At 58.6% G+C, this 15,325-nt stretch carries 17 protein-coding genes and 1 tRNA gene; 6 read left to right on the top strand and 12 right to left on the bottom strand.

What is annotated here, in order from left to right; translation table 11 throughout:
- Nucleotides 1–108: 108 nt before the first annotated feature.
- Nucleotides 109–2,130, top strand: a complete 2,022-nt coding sequence (locus AB4N42_RS13460; RefSeq protein ID WP_460116300.1) for a DKNYY domain-containing protein — start codon at nucleotides 109–111, stop codon at nucleotides 2,128–2,130.
- On the opposite strand, the gene AB4N42_RS13455 is transcribed toward AB4N42_RS13460, so the two are convergent.
- Both AB4N42_RS13455 and AB4N42_RS13450 read right to left on the bottom strand, forming a co-directional pair.
- Nucleotides 2,127–2,366, bottom strand: coding sequence for a YceK/YidQ family lipoprotein (locus AB4N42_RS13455; protein ID WP_030142156.1), 240 nt, complete (start codon nucleotides 2,364–2,366; stop codon nucleotides 2,127–2,129). The genes AB4N42_RS13460 and AB4N42_RS13455 overlap by 4 nt on opposite strands.
- 139 nt (nucleotides 2,367–2,505) lie before the next feature.
- Nucleotides 2,506–3,876, bottom strand: a complete 1,371-nt coding sequence (locus AB4N42_RS13450; protein WP_460116299.1) for an aminotransferase-like domain-containing protein — start codon at nucleotides 3,874–3,876, stop codon at nucleotides 2,506–2,508.
- Between the two features lie 142 nt (nucleotides 3,877–4,018).
- Here AB4N42_RS13450 and AB4N42_RS13445 point away from each other — a divergent pair, with 142 nt between their 5' ends.
- The 3 genes from AB4N42_RS13445 (at nucleotide 4,019) to AB4N42_RS13435 (ending at nucleotide 6,087) form a co-directional block, all read left to right on the top strand.
- Nucleotides 4,019–4,426 (top strand): VOC family protein, encoded by a 408-nt coding sequence (locus tag AB4N42_RS13445; RefSeq protein WP_217859926.1) that lies wholly within the window; start codon nucleotides 4,019–4,021, stop codon nucleotides 4,424–4,426.
- A 79-nt stretch (nucleotides 4,427–4,505) separates the two neighbouring features.
- On the top strand, nucleotides 4,506–5,144 hold the full coding sequence (locus AB4N42_RS13440; protein WP_460116298.1) for a LysE family translocator: 639 nt from the start codon (nucleotides 4,506–4,508) through the stop codon (nucleotides 5,142–5,144).
- A 73-nt stretch (nucleotides 5,145–5,217) separates the two neighbouring features.
- Nucleotides 5,218–6,087 (top strand): PhzF family phenazine biosynthesis protein, encoded by an 870-nt coding sequence (locus AB4N42_RS13435; protein WP_460116297.1) that lies wholly within the window; start codon nucleotides 5,218–5,220, stop codon nucleotides 6,085–6,087.
- Between the two features lie 183 nt (nucleotides 6,088–6,270).
- Here the strand turns inward: AB4N42_RS13435 and AB4N42_RS13430 are convergent.
- The 9 genes from AB4N42_RS13430 to thrS form a co-directional block, all read right to left on the bottom strand.
- Nucleotides 6,271–6,347, bottom strand: a tRNA-Pro gene (locus AB4N42_RS13430).
- 90 nt (nucleotides 6,348–6,437) lie between these two features.
- Nucleotides 6,438–6,794, bottom strand: coding sequence for a MerR family transcriptional regulator (locus tag AB4N42_RS13425; protein ID WP_003179985.1), 357 nt, complete (start codon nucleotides 6,792–6,794; stop codon nucleotides 6,438–6,440).
- Complete coding sequence (ihfA, locus tag AB4N42_RS13420) at nucleotides 6,775–7,077, bottom strand: integration host factor subunit alpha (protein WP_002553164.1); 303 nt, start codon at nucleotides 7,075–7,077, stop codon at nucleotides 6,775–6,777. The genes AB4N42_RS13425 and ihfA overlap by 20 nt, the downstream gene beginning before the upstream one ends.
- A 3-nt stretch (nucleotides 7,078–7,080) precedes the next feature.
- Nucleotides 7,081–9,459 (bottom strand): phenylalanine--tRNA ligase subunit beta, encoded by a 2,379-nt coding sequence (gene pheT, locus AB4N42_RS13415; protein ID WP_460116296.1) that lies wholly within the window; start codon nucleotides 9,457–9,459, stop codon nucleotides 7,081–7,083.
- Nucleotides 9,460–9,485: 26 nt separating this feature from the next.
- Nucleotides 9,486–10,502 carry a phenylalanine--tRNA ligase subunit alpha gene (pheS, locus tag AB4N42_RS13410; RefSeq protein ID WP_030142134.1) on the bottom strand — a complete coding sequence of 339 codons (1,017 nt, stop codon included), beginning with the start codon at nucleotides 10,500–10,502 and terminating at the stop codon, nucleotides 9,486–9,488.
- Nucleotides 10,503–10,611: 109 nt separating this feature from the next.
- Nucleotides 10,612–10,968 carry a 50S ribosomal protein L20 gene (rplT, locus tag AB4N42_RS13405; protein WP_002553161.1) on the bottom strand — a complete coding sequence of 119 codons (357 nt, stop codon included), beginning with the start codon at nucleotides 10,966–10,968 and terminating at the stop codon, nucleotides 10,612–10,614.
- A gap of 30 nt (nucleotides 10,969–10,998) precedes the next feature.
- Nucleotides 10,999–11,193, bottom strand: a complete 195-nt coding sequence (rpmI, locus tag AB4N42_RS13400) for a 50S ribosomal protein L35 (protein ID WP_002553160.1) — start codon at nucleotides 11,191–11,193, stop codon at nucleotides 10,999–11,001.
- Between the two features lie 60 nt (nucleotides 11,194–11,253).
- Entirely contained in the window at nucleotides 11,254–11,805 is a 552-nt protein-coding gene (infC, locus tag AB4N42_RS13395) for a translation initiation factor IF-3 (RefSeq protein WP_169432615.1), read from the bottom strand.
- Entirely contained in the window at nucleotides 11,805–13,727 is a 1,923-nt protein-coding gene (gene thrS, locus AB4N42_RS13390; protein ID WP_460116295.1) for a threonine--tRNA ligase, read from the bottom strand. The genes infC and thrS overlap by 1 nt, the downstream gene beginning before the upstream one ends.
- 375 nt (nucleotides 13,728–14,102) lie before the next feature.
- On the opposite strand from thrS, the gene AB4N42_RS13385 reads away from it, so the two are divergent.
- Nucleotides 14,103–14,405 carry a hypothetical protein gene (locus AB4N42_RS13385; RefSeq protein WP_030142131.1) on the top strand — a complete coding sequence of 101 codons (303 nt, stop codon included), beginning with the start codon at nucleotides 14,103–14,105 and terminating at the stop codon, nucleotides 14,403–14,405.
- A 289-nt stretch (nucleotides 14,406–14,694) separates the two neighbouring features.
- On the top strand, nucleotides 14,695–14,907 hold the full coding sequence (locus AB4N42_RS13380; RefSeq protein WP_003179963.1) for a cold-shock protein: 213 nt from the start codon (nucleotides 14,695–14,697) through the stop codon (nucleotides 14,905–14,907).
- Between the two features lie 66 nt (nucleotides 14,908–14,973).
- Here AB4N42_RS13380 and AB4N42_RS13375 read toward each other — a convergent pair whose 3' ends face one another.
- Entirely contained in the window at nucleotides 14,974–15,288 is a 315-nt protein-coding gene (locus AB4N42_RS13375; RefSeq protein ID WP_030142130.1) for an I78 family peptidase inhibitor, read from the bottom strand.
- Between the last annotated feature and the right edge of the window lie 37 nt (nucleotides 15,289–15,325).

The following is a 15,325-nucleotide window of genomic DNA, read 5'->3' as shown; positions in this document are numbered from 1 at the left end:
GGATGGGAGCCGTAGGATATAAAGTCTGGAATGCGCGGGGAAGAGACGTATCGGCATTTATAAACGGCTGCGTGGGGCCAAATCATCAGACCTCAAGGCCGCAATGACATGACGGACACAGAGACAGTCTGCGCCGACTGGGAACCGCTTGATCTTGAGTGGCATCAAGGCTTCGCGTTCATGGACGACGTGCTTCTGGGCGATGGGCGCGTGCCAGACGTCTACATCCTGCTCAGCCCTGAAGGCGCACGACCCGGCGAGCTAGCCCAACGTGCCGGGGACGGAGGTTATCCGCCCTCGCCGTTGATGGCCGGCCAGCCGGTCTGGCGGCATCGACGCAACCCGTGGATCTTGCGTGATGCGTTGCACGATTATTACCTGCTCCCCGATTACCGGGAGCGCCATGGTTACCATGCGCTTCAGGCCCTGCCTTTTCAGTTCCACCGGAGTTTGGAAAGTCTCGGCCACCAGTACTGGCGTGACGAAACCGGCGCCTATTGGTTCGGCGAATACGCGATCACCGAAATCCGGCAGGCACGACCCGACAGCCTGGCGCTGTTGCCATCGTCGCCCGTCTCGGTGGCTTCAACCTCTGCGTTGTTCAGCGACGGGGCGAGCATCTTCCTGCACGGAAAATTCATCGCCGCCGCCACCGCTCGGGTGCGGTACTGCAACCATCCGTCTTATCGGGTGATCGACGGGCAAGTCTACAAGGGCTTCAAGCCCCTGCACCAAAAGGACGGCACACCGCTGCCGATCGCAAACCCCGACGACTTCCACATGCTCGCCCAACGCTGGGGAACTGACGGACAGTCGATCATCGTGCAAGCGCAGCATGGCTCGAGCATTTCGTATGAATACTTCTACCGCATCGACAACGCCGACCTGGCAACCTTCACCGTGCTTAACGAACGCTACGCCAAGGACAATCGACGGGCCTATTACCTGACGGGGAAAACCATCCGCTACGTCGGCGATTTCCGCCTGCTCAAGTGTTCGCAGCCGACATTCGACGAGTGCGGCCGCGTGGTCAGCGCCAGTGAGTACGAGGATGACTATTTTGCCGTGGACGACAAATTCGTCTACGCCGCCGGGACCCGCTTGCGTGACGCCCATGGCCCGAGCTTTCGCCACTTGGGATTCGATTACTACCGTGATCGCCAGTACGTCTATCAACGCCAGAAACGCCTTGATGTCGACGTGGAAAGTTTCGTAGTGGCCCAGCTCTATCGCAATGACCAGGATTACGCGCCCGTACTGGCAGGCGACAAGAACGGCCCGCTGGGTTCTGGCGGAATAATCGATGCAGCCATGCAACAAGCCTGGGCCCCCTATTTCGAGGCCCATCCGCAATTGAAGGATTATTGGTGGCACCGCTTGCAGGCAAAGGCTGGCGCCGCGCAAATATTTTCAGAAACGGCGCCTTTACGCGCCATCGGCCTCGGCTTCGATGTGGGCCGCCAAGTGCATTTTCATGGACGGGCGATCAACGGGCTGGACGCGGCGAGTTTCAAACTGCTGGACACCCACCTGTGCGGCGATGCCCACGGTCTCTATCTGATCCCGTTCCATAACGCCGAAACGCAAGTGCCCGAACGTTTCTCCACGGAGCCTGCCGAGCACTTCCGCTCCTTGGGATCGCCTTACCTGACAGACGGAAAAACCGTGTATTGCCACCGGGTCTTCTATCATCCCCCCGAACCCATTCGGAAGGCTCACGCAGCGACTTTCGAGTCCTGTGGACATGGCTGGGCCAAGGACCGGGAAGCGGTGTATTACTACGGCGAGGCGAAAAAACGCCTCCATCCCGCTGAGACCCGCGTGCTCGGCACTTACGCCATCAGCCCTGCCCTGATCTTTTCGGAGGGCAAGTGGCTGGATGTCGACTTCGACCCTGATGAAGTCCGCGTGCCCCATCCGGATTTCCTGCAACTGGGAACACGCAAGTTGTTCTGCCATCGACGGCCGCTAAGCGCCAAGCGTTTTGATCTGGCCACCCTGGAGTTCCTGACCGAGCGCTATGCCCGGGACAGGCATCGGTTCTATTACTACGATGGGCATGGGACATTGACGGAGGTTGATGAAGCGGATTATTGGGCATCCCTTGGACAGCCGGTGGCGGGCGCTTAGAGATTGCACTCGTACTGATATTCGAAGGGGAAAAATACGGTATCGACCACCAAGGAGAACGGTGCGTCGATAAGCAAGAAAGGGATCAGCTTTCCTTTGGACGTGCCCACCAGCCACCAGTCGAAGCGCAGACCGATGTAGGGGCATCTGTGCTTGTCGTAGTCCATCCGCATCGCGGTGGCCATGCAGCCGCTCAAGCTGGTGATCAAGATCAGTAGAATTGCTTTCCGTAGCACTTGATGTCCTTGTTAGTTTTGCAAAGCCCGCGTAGGCCACCTTGGTTGGAAACCCCAGCGATGGATACGAAGGCGCATGGTTGTATGTTTTGCATACGCACAAGAAAGCCGATCTATCTGATCGGCTTAAATACCTGAATCAGTCAGGATACAGGGTCTGGACGGAGTGATTCGAACATTCAAGTTTGGTCAGGAGCATCAATCCTTGCGCCAGGTCTTCGAAGGTTGGGCCGCCGAGACAAAGCCGAATGCCGGCCGCCTGGTCAGTGTGATCGACCATGACCGATTCTGGCGCAGTCACTTTGATGCCAACCGCGGCAGCCGCTGTGGCGAAGCGATCGGCAGCGTCGCGTGGCATCGGTAGCCAGACGTGAAAGGCGTCCGGATGCCAGACAAGCCCGGCCGCGCCGAACAGCGAAGCGGCCAGGTCTGCTCGGCGTCGCGCTTCATGGCGCAGGTCCTGGGGGATCGATGCGATAACGCCACTGGACAGCCACTCCTCCACCACCGCGCAGGACAATGGCGACGGGGTCATTGGGACATCCTGCAAGACTGCTTGCGCGGCGGCATTCATGCCGTCCGGTAGCGTGAGCATGCCGATCCTCAGCCCGGGACCGATGGATTTGGACAGCCCGTTGACGTGCAAGACTCTCTCGGGCGCCAGCGTCACAAGCGCAGGTTCAAGTGGAGGTCCCAACGCGTAGACGCCATCCTCGATGATCCAGGCCCCGGACCGTCGACAGACATCGACGATAGCCTGCCGTCGCGCCGTGTCCATCGTTGCCGTCGTCGGATTGTGCAGCGTCGGGGTGAGATAAACCGCTTTGCCTGCGCTTGATTCGAGGCTATCGAGGGCGTCTGCAAGCGCCTGCGGCAGCATGCCTTGCGCATCGATCTCGACGCCTTGCATCCGGTAACCCTTGCGCCGGGCCAGGGCAATCGCGCCGGGATAGGTGATGCGTTCTGTCAAAATCACCCCTTCAGGACCGCAGGCAATATCGAAGGCCAGGGAAATGGCTTGGCGGGCATTACTCGTCAGCGCCAGATGCGACGGCTTGACCTCTATGCCGAGCGTTTCAAGCCAGCGCGCCAACAGACGGCGATGCTCCAGATGCCCGGCGGGCGGTGAATACAGGTTGAGATGATCGGTGTCGATCTTGCGCGCAATACCGGTCAGCGTCCGCGCCAAAAGACCGGCCGTCAGCATTGCCGGCGGCACGTTGGACGAGAGGTCGATCTGCCGGTCCTCATGTGCCTGGTGGATCGCCACGAACATTCCCCGGCCCTTGATGCTGCGCACCAGACCTCGTCGCTCCAGCACCGCATAGGCTTTGGTCACCGTGCCAAGACCGATCTGCAACTGCCACGCGAGGTCTCGATGGGCAGGCAGACGGTCACCCCCTTTCAGTCGCCCCTCGATGATGTCGTCGGCCAGGGCAAGCACCAGGCGCTCGGCGACACTCGCCTCGATGTCTGCAAGGCGGGGTATCCAGGGCGATTGAAGACGCATTGCCACCCTCCAGAATGATTAATAGTGTCGCGTGACACTATATAAATAGCCATAAAGTGTCACGCATATTAGGGTATTTCACGAAATCAATCTTTCACCATCAGTCTGGCCGCGATGACGGGGCGAGGCAGCGGAGCGTCCAATGTTTAGCCATGTGACCGTGGGCACAAATGATCTTGAGCGTGCAGGCGCTTTTTATGACGCTATCCTCGCGCCACTCGGTCTGAAACGACGAGTCGTAGTACCTGATGGCGGTCCGGCGGCGCTTTGCTGGGTCGCCGCCGAAGCGCCTCTGCCACGCTTCTATGTCTACATCCCTGCCAATGGCGAGCCATCGTCGATCGGCAACGGCAGCATGGTCGCCTTCTCGGCGTCCTCTGATCACGCCGCGGCGCTGGCCCATGCGGCGGGACTTGCCCATGGCGGGACGGACGTAGGAGCGCCCGGGCCGCGTCCCCGCTACGGTGACGGCTATTTCGGCGCATACCTTCTCGACCCCGATGGAAACAAGGTCCATATCGTTCATCGCGCGGATCTGCTGCAACCATGAAAAAAAACCACGCTTTACAGCGCAGCGGATCGCCGCATCCATTTCATGGGTTGCGGTATTCATTCCAAGGAGCCGCTCAATGATCGGCAGCCCGATCCTGCTCGCCTTCGGCACCTATGTCCTTGCCGCTGCAAGTCCAGGCCCCAGCAACATGGCAATCATGGATGTGGCGATGCGTGATGGTCGCACGCGCGCCCTGATGCTAGCGTCCGGCGTCATCACCGGCTCGCTCTTCTGGGCGATCCTGGCGGCCACGGGTATCAGCGCCTTGCTGGCCGCCTATGCCCAGGCGCTGTTATTGATCAAGGTGGTCGGCGGTGTCTATTTGCTTTATCTCGCGCTGCGTGCTCGGCAGATCCGCCATGCAGTCGACTGCGGACCGCACCAGCACGGTGGCAGGACAGGCGCCGCGTTACCTGTCGCTGTACCGCCAGGGTGTCCTTATGCACATCAGCAATCCCAAGGCCATCATGTCCTGGATGTCGATCATGTCGCTCGGACTCCGAGGGGACGCTCCACCGGGCACCTTATCGGCGATCATCGGTGGTTGCGCAGCGCTCGGCGTCATCATCTTCGGCGGCTACGCCATCGTTTTCTCGACCGCCACGATGATTGCCTGCTACGCCCGCGCAAGGCGCTGGATCCAGGGGCTTTTCTCGGCGCTGTTTGGCGTCGCGGGATTGAAGCTTCTGGTCTCGGCAAACTGATTTCGTGTTGAAACCAATGGGCCTGGTTCCCCTTCAAGGCAGGTCAGGCGAGCCTGTGTCGCCACGCAGGTGAGAGAGAATGTGATGACCCAGGTGATCCATATGATCGACGTATTCGGAGCAAAAGCCCTGAGTGGAAACCCACTGGCGGTGGTCATCGACGCGGATGCATTGCAGACAGATGACATGCAGCGCCTGACGCGCTGGCTCAACCTGTCGGAAACAGCCTTTGTGCTTTCGCCCACGCATCCGCAGGCGGACTACAGGCTGAGGATTTTCACGCTGGACAGGGAAATGCCATTTGCTGGACACCCGACGCTGGGAAGCTGCCATGCCTGGCTTTCGACCGGACGGGCGCCGAGGAATGAAACGCACATCGTCCAGGAGTGCGGTGTGGGCCTCGTGACCATTCGCCGTGAACAAGGACGGCTTGCCTTTGGCGCTCCCCCACTGCTCCGTTACGGCGCTCCGTCGAAGGTGGAATTAACCGAGGTGCTGCAGTGTCTCGGCATTGAACCCTGTGAGGTCGTTGATGCGGCGTGGATCGACAACGGTCCCGGATGGCTGGGAATCCGCCTGGCTTCGGCAGAGAAAGTCCTTTCCCTGCAACCGGCCCGGAGCTGGCCACGCAGAATCGACTTTGGCGTCATTGGTCGTCACGCCCATGGCGATGCCACCTTCGAAGTTCGCGCCTTTTTCAGCGATCACCTCGGTGCCATTGTCGAAGACCCGGTTACAGGCAGCCTTAATGCCTCACTGGCACAGTGGTTATTCGACACAGGTGTGGTTGAGCAAGACTATGTCGCCGCCCAAGGAACCCGCCTCGGTCGCCAAGGGCGCATCCACGTAACTCGCGATGATGCAGGCCAAATCTGGATCGGCGGCGAGACACGCACTCAGGTTGAAGGTCGCATTAGCGCAGGGGGGAAGGGGCTGGTTGCAGTAAATGCCTAGGCGACGGCATGGAGATCGCGCACCTGCAGAGGTGTTTCCGGCCTTTTGCTGGACGGCGTCAATGAACGATTCACGTGTTTGAATATCAGCGAAATTACCGGTTAGTTTTGCGCATGTTTTACACGCACACAAAAAAGCCGATCTAGCTGATCGGCTTAAGTGTCTGATTTTACTCAGTAAATATGGTCGGGACGGAGTGATTCGAACACTCGACCCCTAGCACCCCATGCTAGTGCGCTACCGGACTGCGCTACGCCCCGACTAGGCGTGAATCTTGTTCCGCTTCTCAACGGAACGCTCAGGAATATATCGCAAGCTTTTGAAAACTGGAAGTATTTAAAAGCAGAAATTTATTTCTTGAGCACCACCAGCACATCTTCAAGCTCGGCGATCATCTGGCGGATCATTTGTTTGTACTGGGTTGTGTCGTCCTTGGCCTCATCACCGGAGAGGCGCAGGCGTGCGCCGCCGATGGTGAATCCCTGGTCGTACAGCAGCGCGCGGATCTGCCGGATCATCAGCACGTCCTGGCGCTGATAATACCGGCGGTTTCCGCGGCGCTTGACCGGGTTGAGTTGAGGAAACTCCTGCTCCCAATAGCGCAGCACGTGCGGCTTAACCGCACACAGCTCGCTGACTTCACCAATGGTGAAGTAGCGTTTGCCTGGGATGACGGGTAGCTCGTCGTTATGACTTGGTTCCAGCATAAGCCTCAACTCGGGCCTTCAATTTCTGCCCTGGACGAAAGGTGACCACACGGCGAGCCGTGATCGGGATTTCTTCTCCCGTTTTCGGATTGCGGCCAGGCCGCTGGCGTTTGTCCCGAAGGTCGAAATTGCCGAAACCCGACAATTTGACCTGTTCGTTGTCCTCGAGAGCGTGCCTGATTTCTTCGAAAAACAGTTCGACCAATTCTTTGGCCTCCCGTTTATTCAGGCCCAACTCCTCATACAGACGTTCCGCCATCTCAGCTTTCGTCAGAGCCCCCATACGTCACTTCCTTAACGTGGCGTTCAACCTGTGTTCGAGCGAGGTGAGGATATTCTGCGTTGCGGTATTCACCTCATCGTCATTAAGAGTGCGCGATGGATGCTGCCAGGTCAAGCCGACGGCAAGGCTTTTTCTATGAGGATCAATGCCTTTACCCTGATACACGTCAAATAGCCTGAGGTCCGTCAGCCATTCGCCTGCATTTTCACGAATTACTGCCAGAACCGCGCTGGATGCGACATCGACGTCAGCCACCAGGGCAAGGTCGCGGCGCACTTCAGGAAAGCGTGACAACTCCTGGAATTTCGGCATTTTTCCTTGCGCGACTTCGGCCAGGACCAGCTCGAAAATGAAGACTGGACGGTCCAGACCCAGGGTCTTGGACAATTCAGGGTGGATCGCGCCGACGTAACCGACTTCACGACCGTCTCGCTCGATGCGCGCGGTCTGGCCCGGATGCAGCGCCGGATGCTTGCCAGGCACGAAAGTGAATGCGCCGAGCGCGCCGGCAAAGCCCAGCACGGCTTCCACGTCGGCCTTGACGTCGAAGAAGTCGACGACATCGCGCCCTTGTGCCCAGCCTTCCGGCAGGCGGCTGCCGCAAACGACACCGGCCAGCATTGGCTCTTGCTTCAAGCCGTCCAGCTGACCCACGAAGCGCAGGCCACTCTCGAACAGCCGCACGCGATCCTGCTGGCGGTTCAGGTTGTGCTGCAACGACTTGACCAGGCCCGGCCACAGGGACGAGCGCATGGCCGCCATGTCGTTGGAAATCGGGTTCGCCAGCAACAGCGGCTCGACACCCGGGTTGAACAGTTCGAACTGACGCGGATCGATGAAGCTGTAGGTGATCGCTTCCTGATACCCACGAGCCACCAGCAGGCGACGCAGCTCTGGCAGTTCGCTGCGAGCCTCAGCCTTGGCTTGCGGGGCCAGACGCGCCTGCGGATAGCGAACCGGCAGGCGGTTGTAACCGTACAAGCGAGCCAGTTCTTCGATCAGGTCGACTTCCAGGCTGATATCGAAGCGGTGGCTTGGCACTTCAACCTGCCACTGCCCTTCCCCATCGGCACGGATGGTCAGGCCCAGCGCGCCGAGCAGACGCTCGACTTCGGCTGGAGCCATTTCCATGCCCAGCATCTGGGTGATGCGTTGGGCACGCAAGGTGACCGGCGCAATCTTTGGCAAATGCTGTTCGCTGACCGTCTCGATGACCGGGCCGGCTTCGCCGCCAGTGATCTCCAGCAGCAGGCCAGTGGCGCGCTCCATGGCTTCACGTGCCAGTTGCCAGTCCACGCCACGCTCATAGCGGTGCGAGGCGTCGGTGTGCAGGCCATAGGAACGCGCCTTGCCGGCGACCGCGATCTGATCGAAGAATGCACTTTCGAGGAATACATCGCGTGTGGTCGTAGACACGCCGCTGTGTTCGCCACCCATCACGCCAGCAATCGCCAGGGCTCGGGAATGGTCGGCAATGACCAGCGTATCGCTGCGCAAGGCCACTTCCTGGCCGTCGAGCAGTACCAGTTTTTCGCCTTCCTCGGCCATGCGCACGCGAATGCCGCCGTTGATTTCGGCGAGATCGAACGCGTGCAGCGGTTGGCCCAGTTCAAGCATCACGTAGTTGGTGATGTCGACAGCCGCGTCGATGCTGCGCACTTCGGAGCGACGCAGACGTTCAACCATCCACAGTGGTGTCGGCTTCGAAAGGTCGACGTTACGGATCACGCGGCCCAGGTAACGCGGGCACGCTGCCGGTGCCAGAACCTCGATCGAGCGCACTTCATCGTGCACGGCGGGTACAGACGCGATCACCGGACGCGTTACCGGGGCGTCATACAGCGCGCCGACTTCACGGGCCAACCCGGCCACCGACAGGCAGTCGCCACGGTTCGGGGTCAGGTCGACCTCGATGCTCGCATCGTCCAGGCCCAGGTATTCACGAATGTCCTGGCCCACCGGCGCATCGGCCGGCAGCTCCATCAGGCCATCGTTGCCTTCGCCAATCTGCAGTTCCGCCTGGGAGCACAGCATGCCGTTGGACTCGACACCGCGCAGCTTGGCTTTCTTGATCTTGAAGTCGCCCGGCAGTTCGGCGCCGATCATGGCGAACGGAATCTTCAGGCCCGGACGCACGTTGGGCGCACCGCACACGACCTGGAACGTTTCCGCGCCATTGCTGACCTGGCAAACCCGCAGCTTGTCGGCGTCTGGGTGCTGCTCGGTGCCCAGCACCTCGCCCACCACCACGCCGCTGAAGGCACCGGCGGCCGGCGTCACGCTATCGACCTCAAGGCCGGCCATCGACAGGCGAGCAACCAGCTCGTCCTGGCTCACCTGCGGGCTTACCCAGCCACGCAGCCATTGTTCACTGAATTTCATCCTGCTCTCCTAAAGGTTCGTTACGACTAGCGAAATTGCGCGAGGAACCGCAAGTCGTTGTCGAAGAACAGACGCAAGTCATTCACGCCGTAACGCAGCATGGCCAGGCGCTCGACGCCCATGCCGAAGGCAAAGCCCGAGAATTCTTCCGGGTCGATCCCGGACATGCGCAGCACGTTCGGATGAACCATGCCGCAGCCCATGACTTCCAGCCAACCGGTCTGCTTGCAGACACGGCAACCTTTGCCGCTGCACATCACGCATTCCATGTCGACTTCAGCCGATGGCTCGGTGAACGGGAAATACGAAGGGCGGAAACGCACGGCCAGTTCTTTTTCGAAGAACACCCGCAGGAACTCTTCGATAGTGCCCTTCAGGTCGGCGAAATTGATGTCGCGATCAACCAGCAGGCCTTCGACCTGGTGGAACATCGGCGAGTGGGTAATATCGGAGTCGCTGCGATACACACGGCCTGGGCAGACGATGCGGATCGGCGGCTGCTGCGATTCCATGGTGCGGACCTGTACCGGCGAGGTATGGGTGCGCAACAGCATGTTCGCATTGAAATAGAAGGTGTCATGCATCGACCGGGCCGGGTGATGGCCTGGGATGTTGAGCGCCTCGAAGTTGTGATAGTCGTCTTCGACCTCAGGGCCTTCGGCAATGCCATAGCCGATGTGGGTGAAGAACTGCTCGATGCGTTCCAGGGTCCGGGTCACCGGATGCAGGCCACCGGAAGTCTGGCCACGGCCAGGCAGGGTCACGTCGATGGACTCGGCGGCGAGCTTGGCAGCCAGGCCTGCCTCCTCGAACAGCGCCTTGCGCGCATTGAGGACCTCTGTGACACGTTCCTTGGCGACGTTGATCAGCGCACCGACCTGCGGACGCTCTTCGGCCGGCAGGTTCCCCAGGGTCTTCATCACCTGAGTCAACTCGCCTTTCTTGCCAAGGTAGTGAACCCGGATTTGCTCCAGGGCATTGATATCTTCAGCGCTTTGCACAGCCTCTAGTGCTTGAGCGACCAGCGCGTCCAGGTTTTCCATGTACAGACTCCAGATACAAAATAGGGGAAGAGCTTTAAGGCTCTTCCCCTATTTATGACGTTTGACACCTGGGCCCGCAGATGCGGACCCCGGTGACTGCCGGGGGTACTTAAGCCAAGGTGGCTTTAGCTTTCTCGACAATCGCAGCAAACGCCGCTTTTTCGTTCACTGCCAGATCAGCCAGAACCTTACGGTCGATCTCGATGGACGCTTTTTTCAGGCCAGCGATGAAACGGCTGTAGGACAGACCGTTAACACGAGCACCAGCATTGATACGAGCGATCCACAGAGCGCGGAACTGACGTTTTTTCTGACGACGGTCACGGTAGGCGTATTGGCCTGCCTTGATTACCGCTTGCTTGGCAACACGGAATACGCGGGAACGCGCGCCGTAGTAGCCTTTAGCAAGTTTCAGAATTTTTTTGTGACGCTTACGGGCAATGACGCCACGCTTTACACGAGCCATGAGTTACTTCCTCTATTCTTGATCCAAAAATTAACGAAGGCGCAGCATGCGCTCGACTTTTGCCACGTCAGACGGATGCAGCAAGCTGCTACCGCGCAGTTGACGCTTACGCTTGGTCGACATTTTGGTCAGGATGTGGCTCTTGAAAGCGTGCTTGTGCTTGATACCGTTAGCAGTTTTCAGAAACCGCTTAGCAGCACCACTTTTGGTTTTCATCTTTGGCATGTTCGGATACTCCGCATTCAGTTGATAAACATAATCGCAAGGCCTGCCGTGCCCTGTTGATTACTTCTTCTTTTTCGGGGCGATGACCATGATCAGCTGGCGTCCTTCCATCTTAGGATGCTGTTCGACCGAACCGTACTCGAGCAGGTCTTGTTCAACCCGCTTGAGGAGTTCCATCCCCAGCTCCTGGTGGGCCATCTCACGGCCGCGGAATCGCAAGGATACCTTGGCCCTGTCCCCGTCACTCAGGAAACGTACCAGGTTGCGCAGTTTTACCTGGTAATCCCCTTCCTCCGTCCCTGGACGAAACTTGATTTCTTTTACCTGAATCTGCTTCTGGTTTTTCTTCGCCGCGGCAATCTGCTTCTTCTTCTCGAAGATCGACTTGCCGTAGTCCATCACCCGGCAAACGGGCGGGACTGCGTCGGCGGAGATTTCCACCAGATCAAGCTTGGCTTCTTCAGCAATACGAAGCGCTTCATCAATCGAGACGATGCCAATCTGCTCGCCATCAGCGCCAATTAACCGAACCTCGCGTGCCGAGATATTCTCGTTGATCGGGGCTTTCGGTGCAGCTCGTTTATCTTGTCTCATTTCACGCTTAATAATAATTACTCCGAATCTGGGCGACCACGCCGGGAAACCGCTTGCGCGAGAAACTCAGCGAATTCGGCGACGGGCATCGAGCCCAGGTCAGCACCTTCACGAGTACGCACAGCGACAGTCTGCATCTCGACCTCCCGATCTCCAATAACCAAGAGAAAGGGAACCTTGAGCAAAGTATGCTCGCGGATTTTAAAGCCGATCTTTTCATTTCTCAAGTCGGACTTGGCACGAAATCCGCTTTGGTTGAGAGTTTTTTCGACCTCGGCGGCAAAATCTGCCTGTTTATCAGTGATATTCATGATCACTGCCTGGGTCGGCGCCAGCCACGCGGGGAACGCGCCCTCGTAATGCTCGATCAGAATCCCGACGAAACGCTCGAACGAACCGAGGATCGCGCGGTGAAGCATGACCGGGTGCTTGCGGCTGTTGTCTTCGGACACATATTCAGCGCCCAGACGGATCGGCAGGTTGAAATCGAGCTGCAAGGTACCACACTGCCACACGCGACCGAGGCAATCTTTCAACGAGAATTCAATCTTCGGACCGTAGAAGGCGCCCTCGCCTGGCTGCAAGTCGTACGCAAGGCCCGCACTATCAAGGGCTGCGGCCAGGGCGGCCTCGGCGCGATCCCACAGCTCGTCGGAACCGACGCGTTTTTCCGGACGAGTGGACAGCTTCATTTCGACTTCGGTGAAGCCGAAGTCGCGATAGACGTCCATGGTCAGCTTGATGAAGGCGGCGGATTCTGCCTGCATCTGCTCTTCCGTGCAGAAGATGTGCGCATCGTCCTGGGTAAATGCCCGCACGCGCATGATGCCGTGCAGCGCACCCGATGGTTCGTTACGGTGGCAGGCACCGAACTCGGCCAGGCGCATTGGCAGTTCGCGGTAGCTCTTCAAGCCCTGGTTGAACACTTGCACGTGGCAAGGGCAGTTCATCGGCTTGATGGCGTAGTCGCGGTTTTCCGACTGGGTGGTGAACATGTTGTCGGCGTAGTTGGCCCAGTGCCCGGATTTCTCCCACAGGCTGCGGTCGACCACTTGCGGCGTCTTGATTTCCAGGTAGCCGTTTTCACGCTGGACCTGGCGCATGTACTGCTCAAGCACCTGGTACATCGTCCAGCCGTTCGGGTGCCAGAACACCATGCCCGGGGATTCTTCCTGGGTATGGAACAGCCCCAGGCGCTTGCCGATCTTGCGGTGATCGCGCTTCTCGGCTTCTTCGATACGCTGGATGTAGGCCGCCATTTGCTTCTTGTCCGCCCAGGCAGTGCCATAGACGCGCTGCAACTGCTCGTTCTTCGCGTCGCCACGCCAGTAGGCGCCGGACAGCTTGGTCAGCTTGAAGGATTTCAGGAAACGCGTGTTCGGCACGTGCGGGCCACGGCACATGTCGACGTATTCTTCGTGGTAGTACAGGCCCATGGCCTGCTCGTCCGGCATGTCTTCCACCAGACGCAGCTTGTAGTCCTCGCCACGGGCCTTGAAGACTTCGATGACTTCGGCGCGCGGGGTGACTTTCTTGATGACGTCGTAATCTTTCTCGATCAGCTGCTGCATGCGCTGCTCGATGGCCGCCATGTCGTCCGGGGTGAAAGGACGTTCGAAGGCGATGTCGTAATAGAAGCCTTCGTCGATGACCGGCCCGATGACCATTTTCGCGCTCGGATACAGCTGCTTGACCGCATGGCCAACCAGGTGAGCGCAGGAGTGACGAATGATCTCCAGCCCCTCTTCATCCTTGGGCGTGATGATTTGCAGCGTGGCATCGCTGTCGATGACATCGCTGGCGTCGACCAGCTTGCCGTTGACCTTGCCGGCCAGGGTGGCCTTGGCCAGGCCCGCGCCAATGGATGCGGCGACCTCGGCTACGGAAACCGGGTGATCGAATGAACGTTGACTGCCGTCGGGAAGAGTAATAGTTGGCATGGCGCCTCCTCTCCTAGTGGTGACCCCTACCAAAGGTCACGTGGGTTGGGATGAGCCAGTACAAGATCCAGTCCAGGCCATTCAATGACGAACGCCTGCCTTACAGCGGCAGGAGCCTTGCGGCCAACCGGGAAAACCGAACCAGAGTGACTGGGATTCAAATCAGGGTTAATCGAACATTTGCCGCCACCGGGACCTGTCGTCATCCGGCGCCTGAGAAATACCCGAGCCCGGCATCCTAGCACAGATGAACGGTCATCGCCGCCTCCGGATGGAAGCGCGCGTAAACTCACGCTTTTTATGCCAAAGTGCTGAACCGAAGCGCCTGCAACGCCTCAGATAACAAGACATCGACCCCAAAAGGAGCATCCTCGCATGCGTCTGAATACACTACTGGCAGTAGTCGCCCCCCTCGCCCTGCTGCTTCCGCTGGCCGCCCACGCCGAATGGCCGAAGGGCGAGCGTGAAAAATACATGGCCCAGTGCACTGAAGCGGCCACTCCCCAGATCGGCGCAGCAGCGGCCAAATCACACTGTGCCTGTGGCGCCGACGCGATCAAATCCTATCCGGCCAGTGACATCCAGGCGCTGATGGACAACAAGGCCACCCCTGAACTGCAGCAGAAAGCGCTCGGTCAAATCGCCAAATGCAAGGCCAATCCACCTGCGAAAAAATGAATAATCGGTACCACGCGAGGCCCTCGGCGCCGATAAAAAGGGCCGAATAAACGCTTTTTCGTACGATTTTTTCAGGTTTTTCAGCTTTTTTTATCGTCTTTACTTTCGGCTGAAAGCCTTTGAAACCGGGGCTTTCAGCCAATCCGGACGATAGAGAAAACACGACTGATTGGCAAACAGCTCGTCCGGGGGGCTCCCAAATCGAACATTTCGACTATGATACCCGGGTGTGCCCAGTTGGCCTGAGCAGCACAGTACACTGAAAATATATGTTTCTTGGAGATACACCATGTCTAATCGCCAAACCGGCACCGTTAAATGGTTCAACGATGAAAAAGGCTTCGGCTTCATCACTCCTCAAGGTGGCGGTGACGACCTGTTCGTACACTTCAAAGCTATCGAAAGCGACGGTTTCAAAAGCCTGAAAGAAGGCCAGACCGTTTCCTTCGTGGCTGAGAAAGGCCAAAAGGGTATGCAAGCTGCACAAGTTCGCCCAGAGTAATTTCCCGGCGCGCTAAAAAAACCCCGTCCAAGTGACGGGGTTTTTTATGGCCGGTCGAAAACCGAATCAGCCGCAGTTCACCCGATTGATCACCAGGTTGGCATCGGTATTGAGGTTCAGGCGATCGGAGCGGTACTCAAGGGTCACCATGTCGTTGGGCTTGAGAATACGAGCAATCTGCGCACCCGCACGAGTCCGTGCCTGCTCCAACAACTCCGGCGAGGCCTTCTTGCCGATCGCGAACTCGGCGGACTTCGCTTCGCAGCGGTCATGGCCGGTCTCGGCCGCCGCAGGTTCGGGGGTCGATTCAGAGGTGCTGCTGCAACCGCTCAACAGCGCAACGGCCAGCAAAGTACTCAGTGACGCGAGCTTCCAAGGCATGAAGCCTCCTTTTTTGATTGATAAACAGAGAGCGTGC

This window comes from Pseudomonas sp. H2_D02, assembly GCF_054677635.1.
Note: the sequence above shows the minus strand (reverse complement) of the source record. Positions and strands in the feature narration are given on the sequence as shown.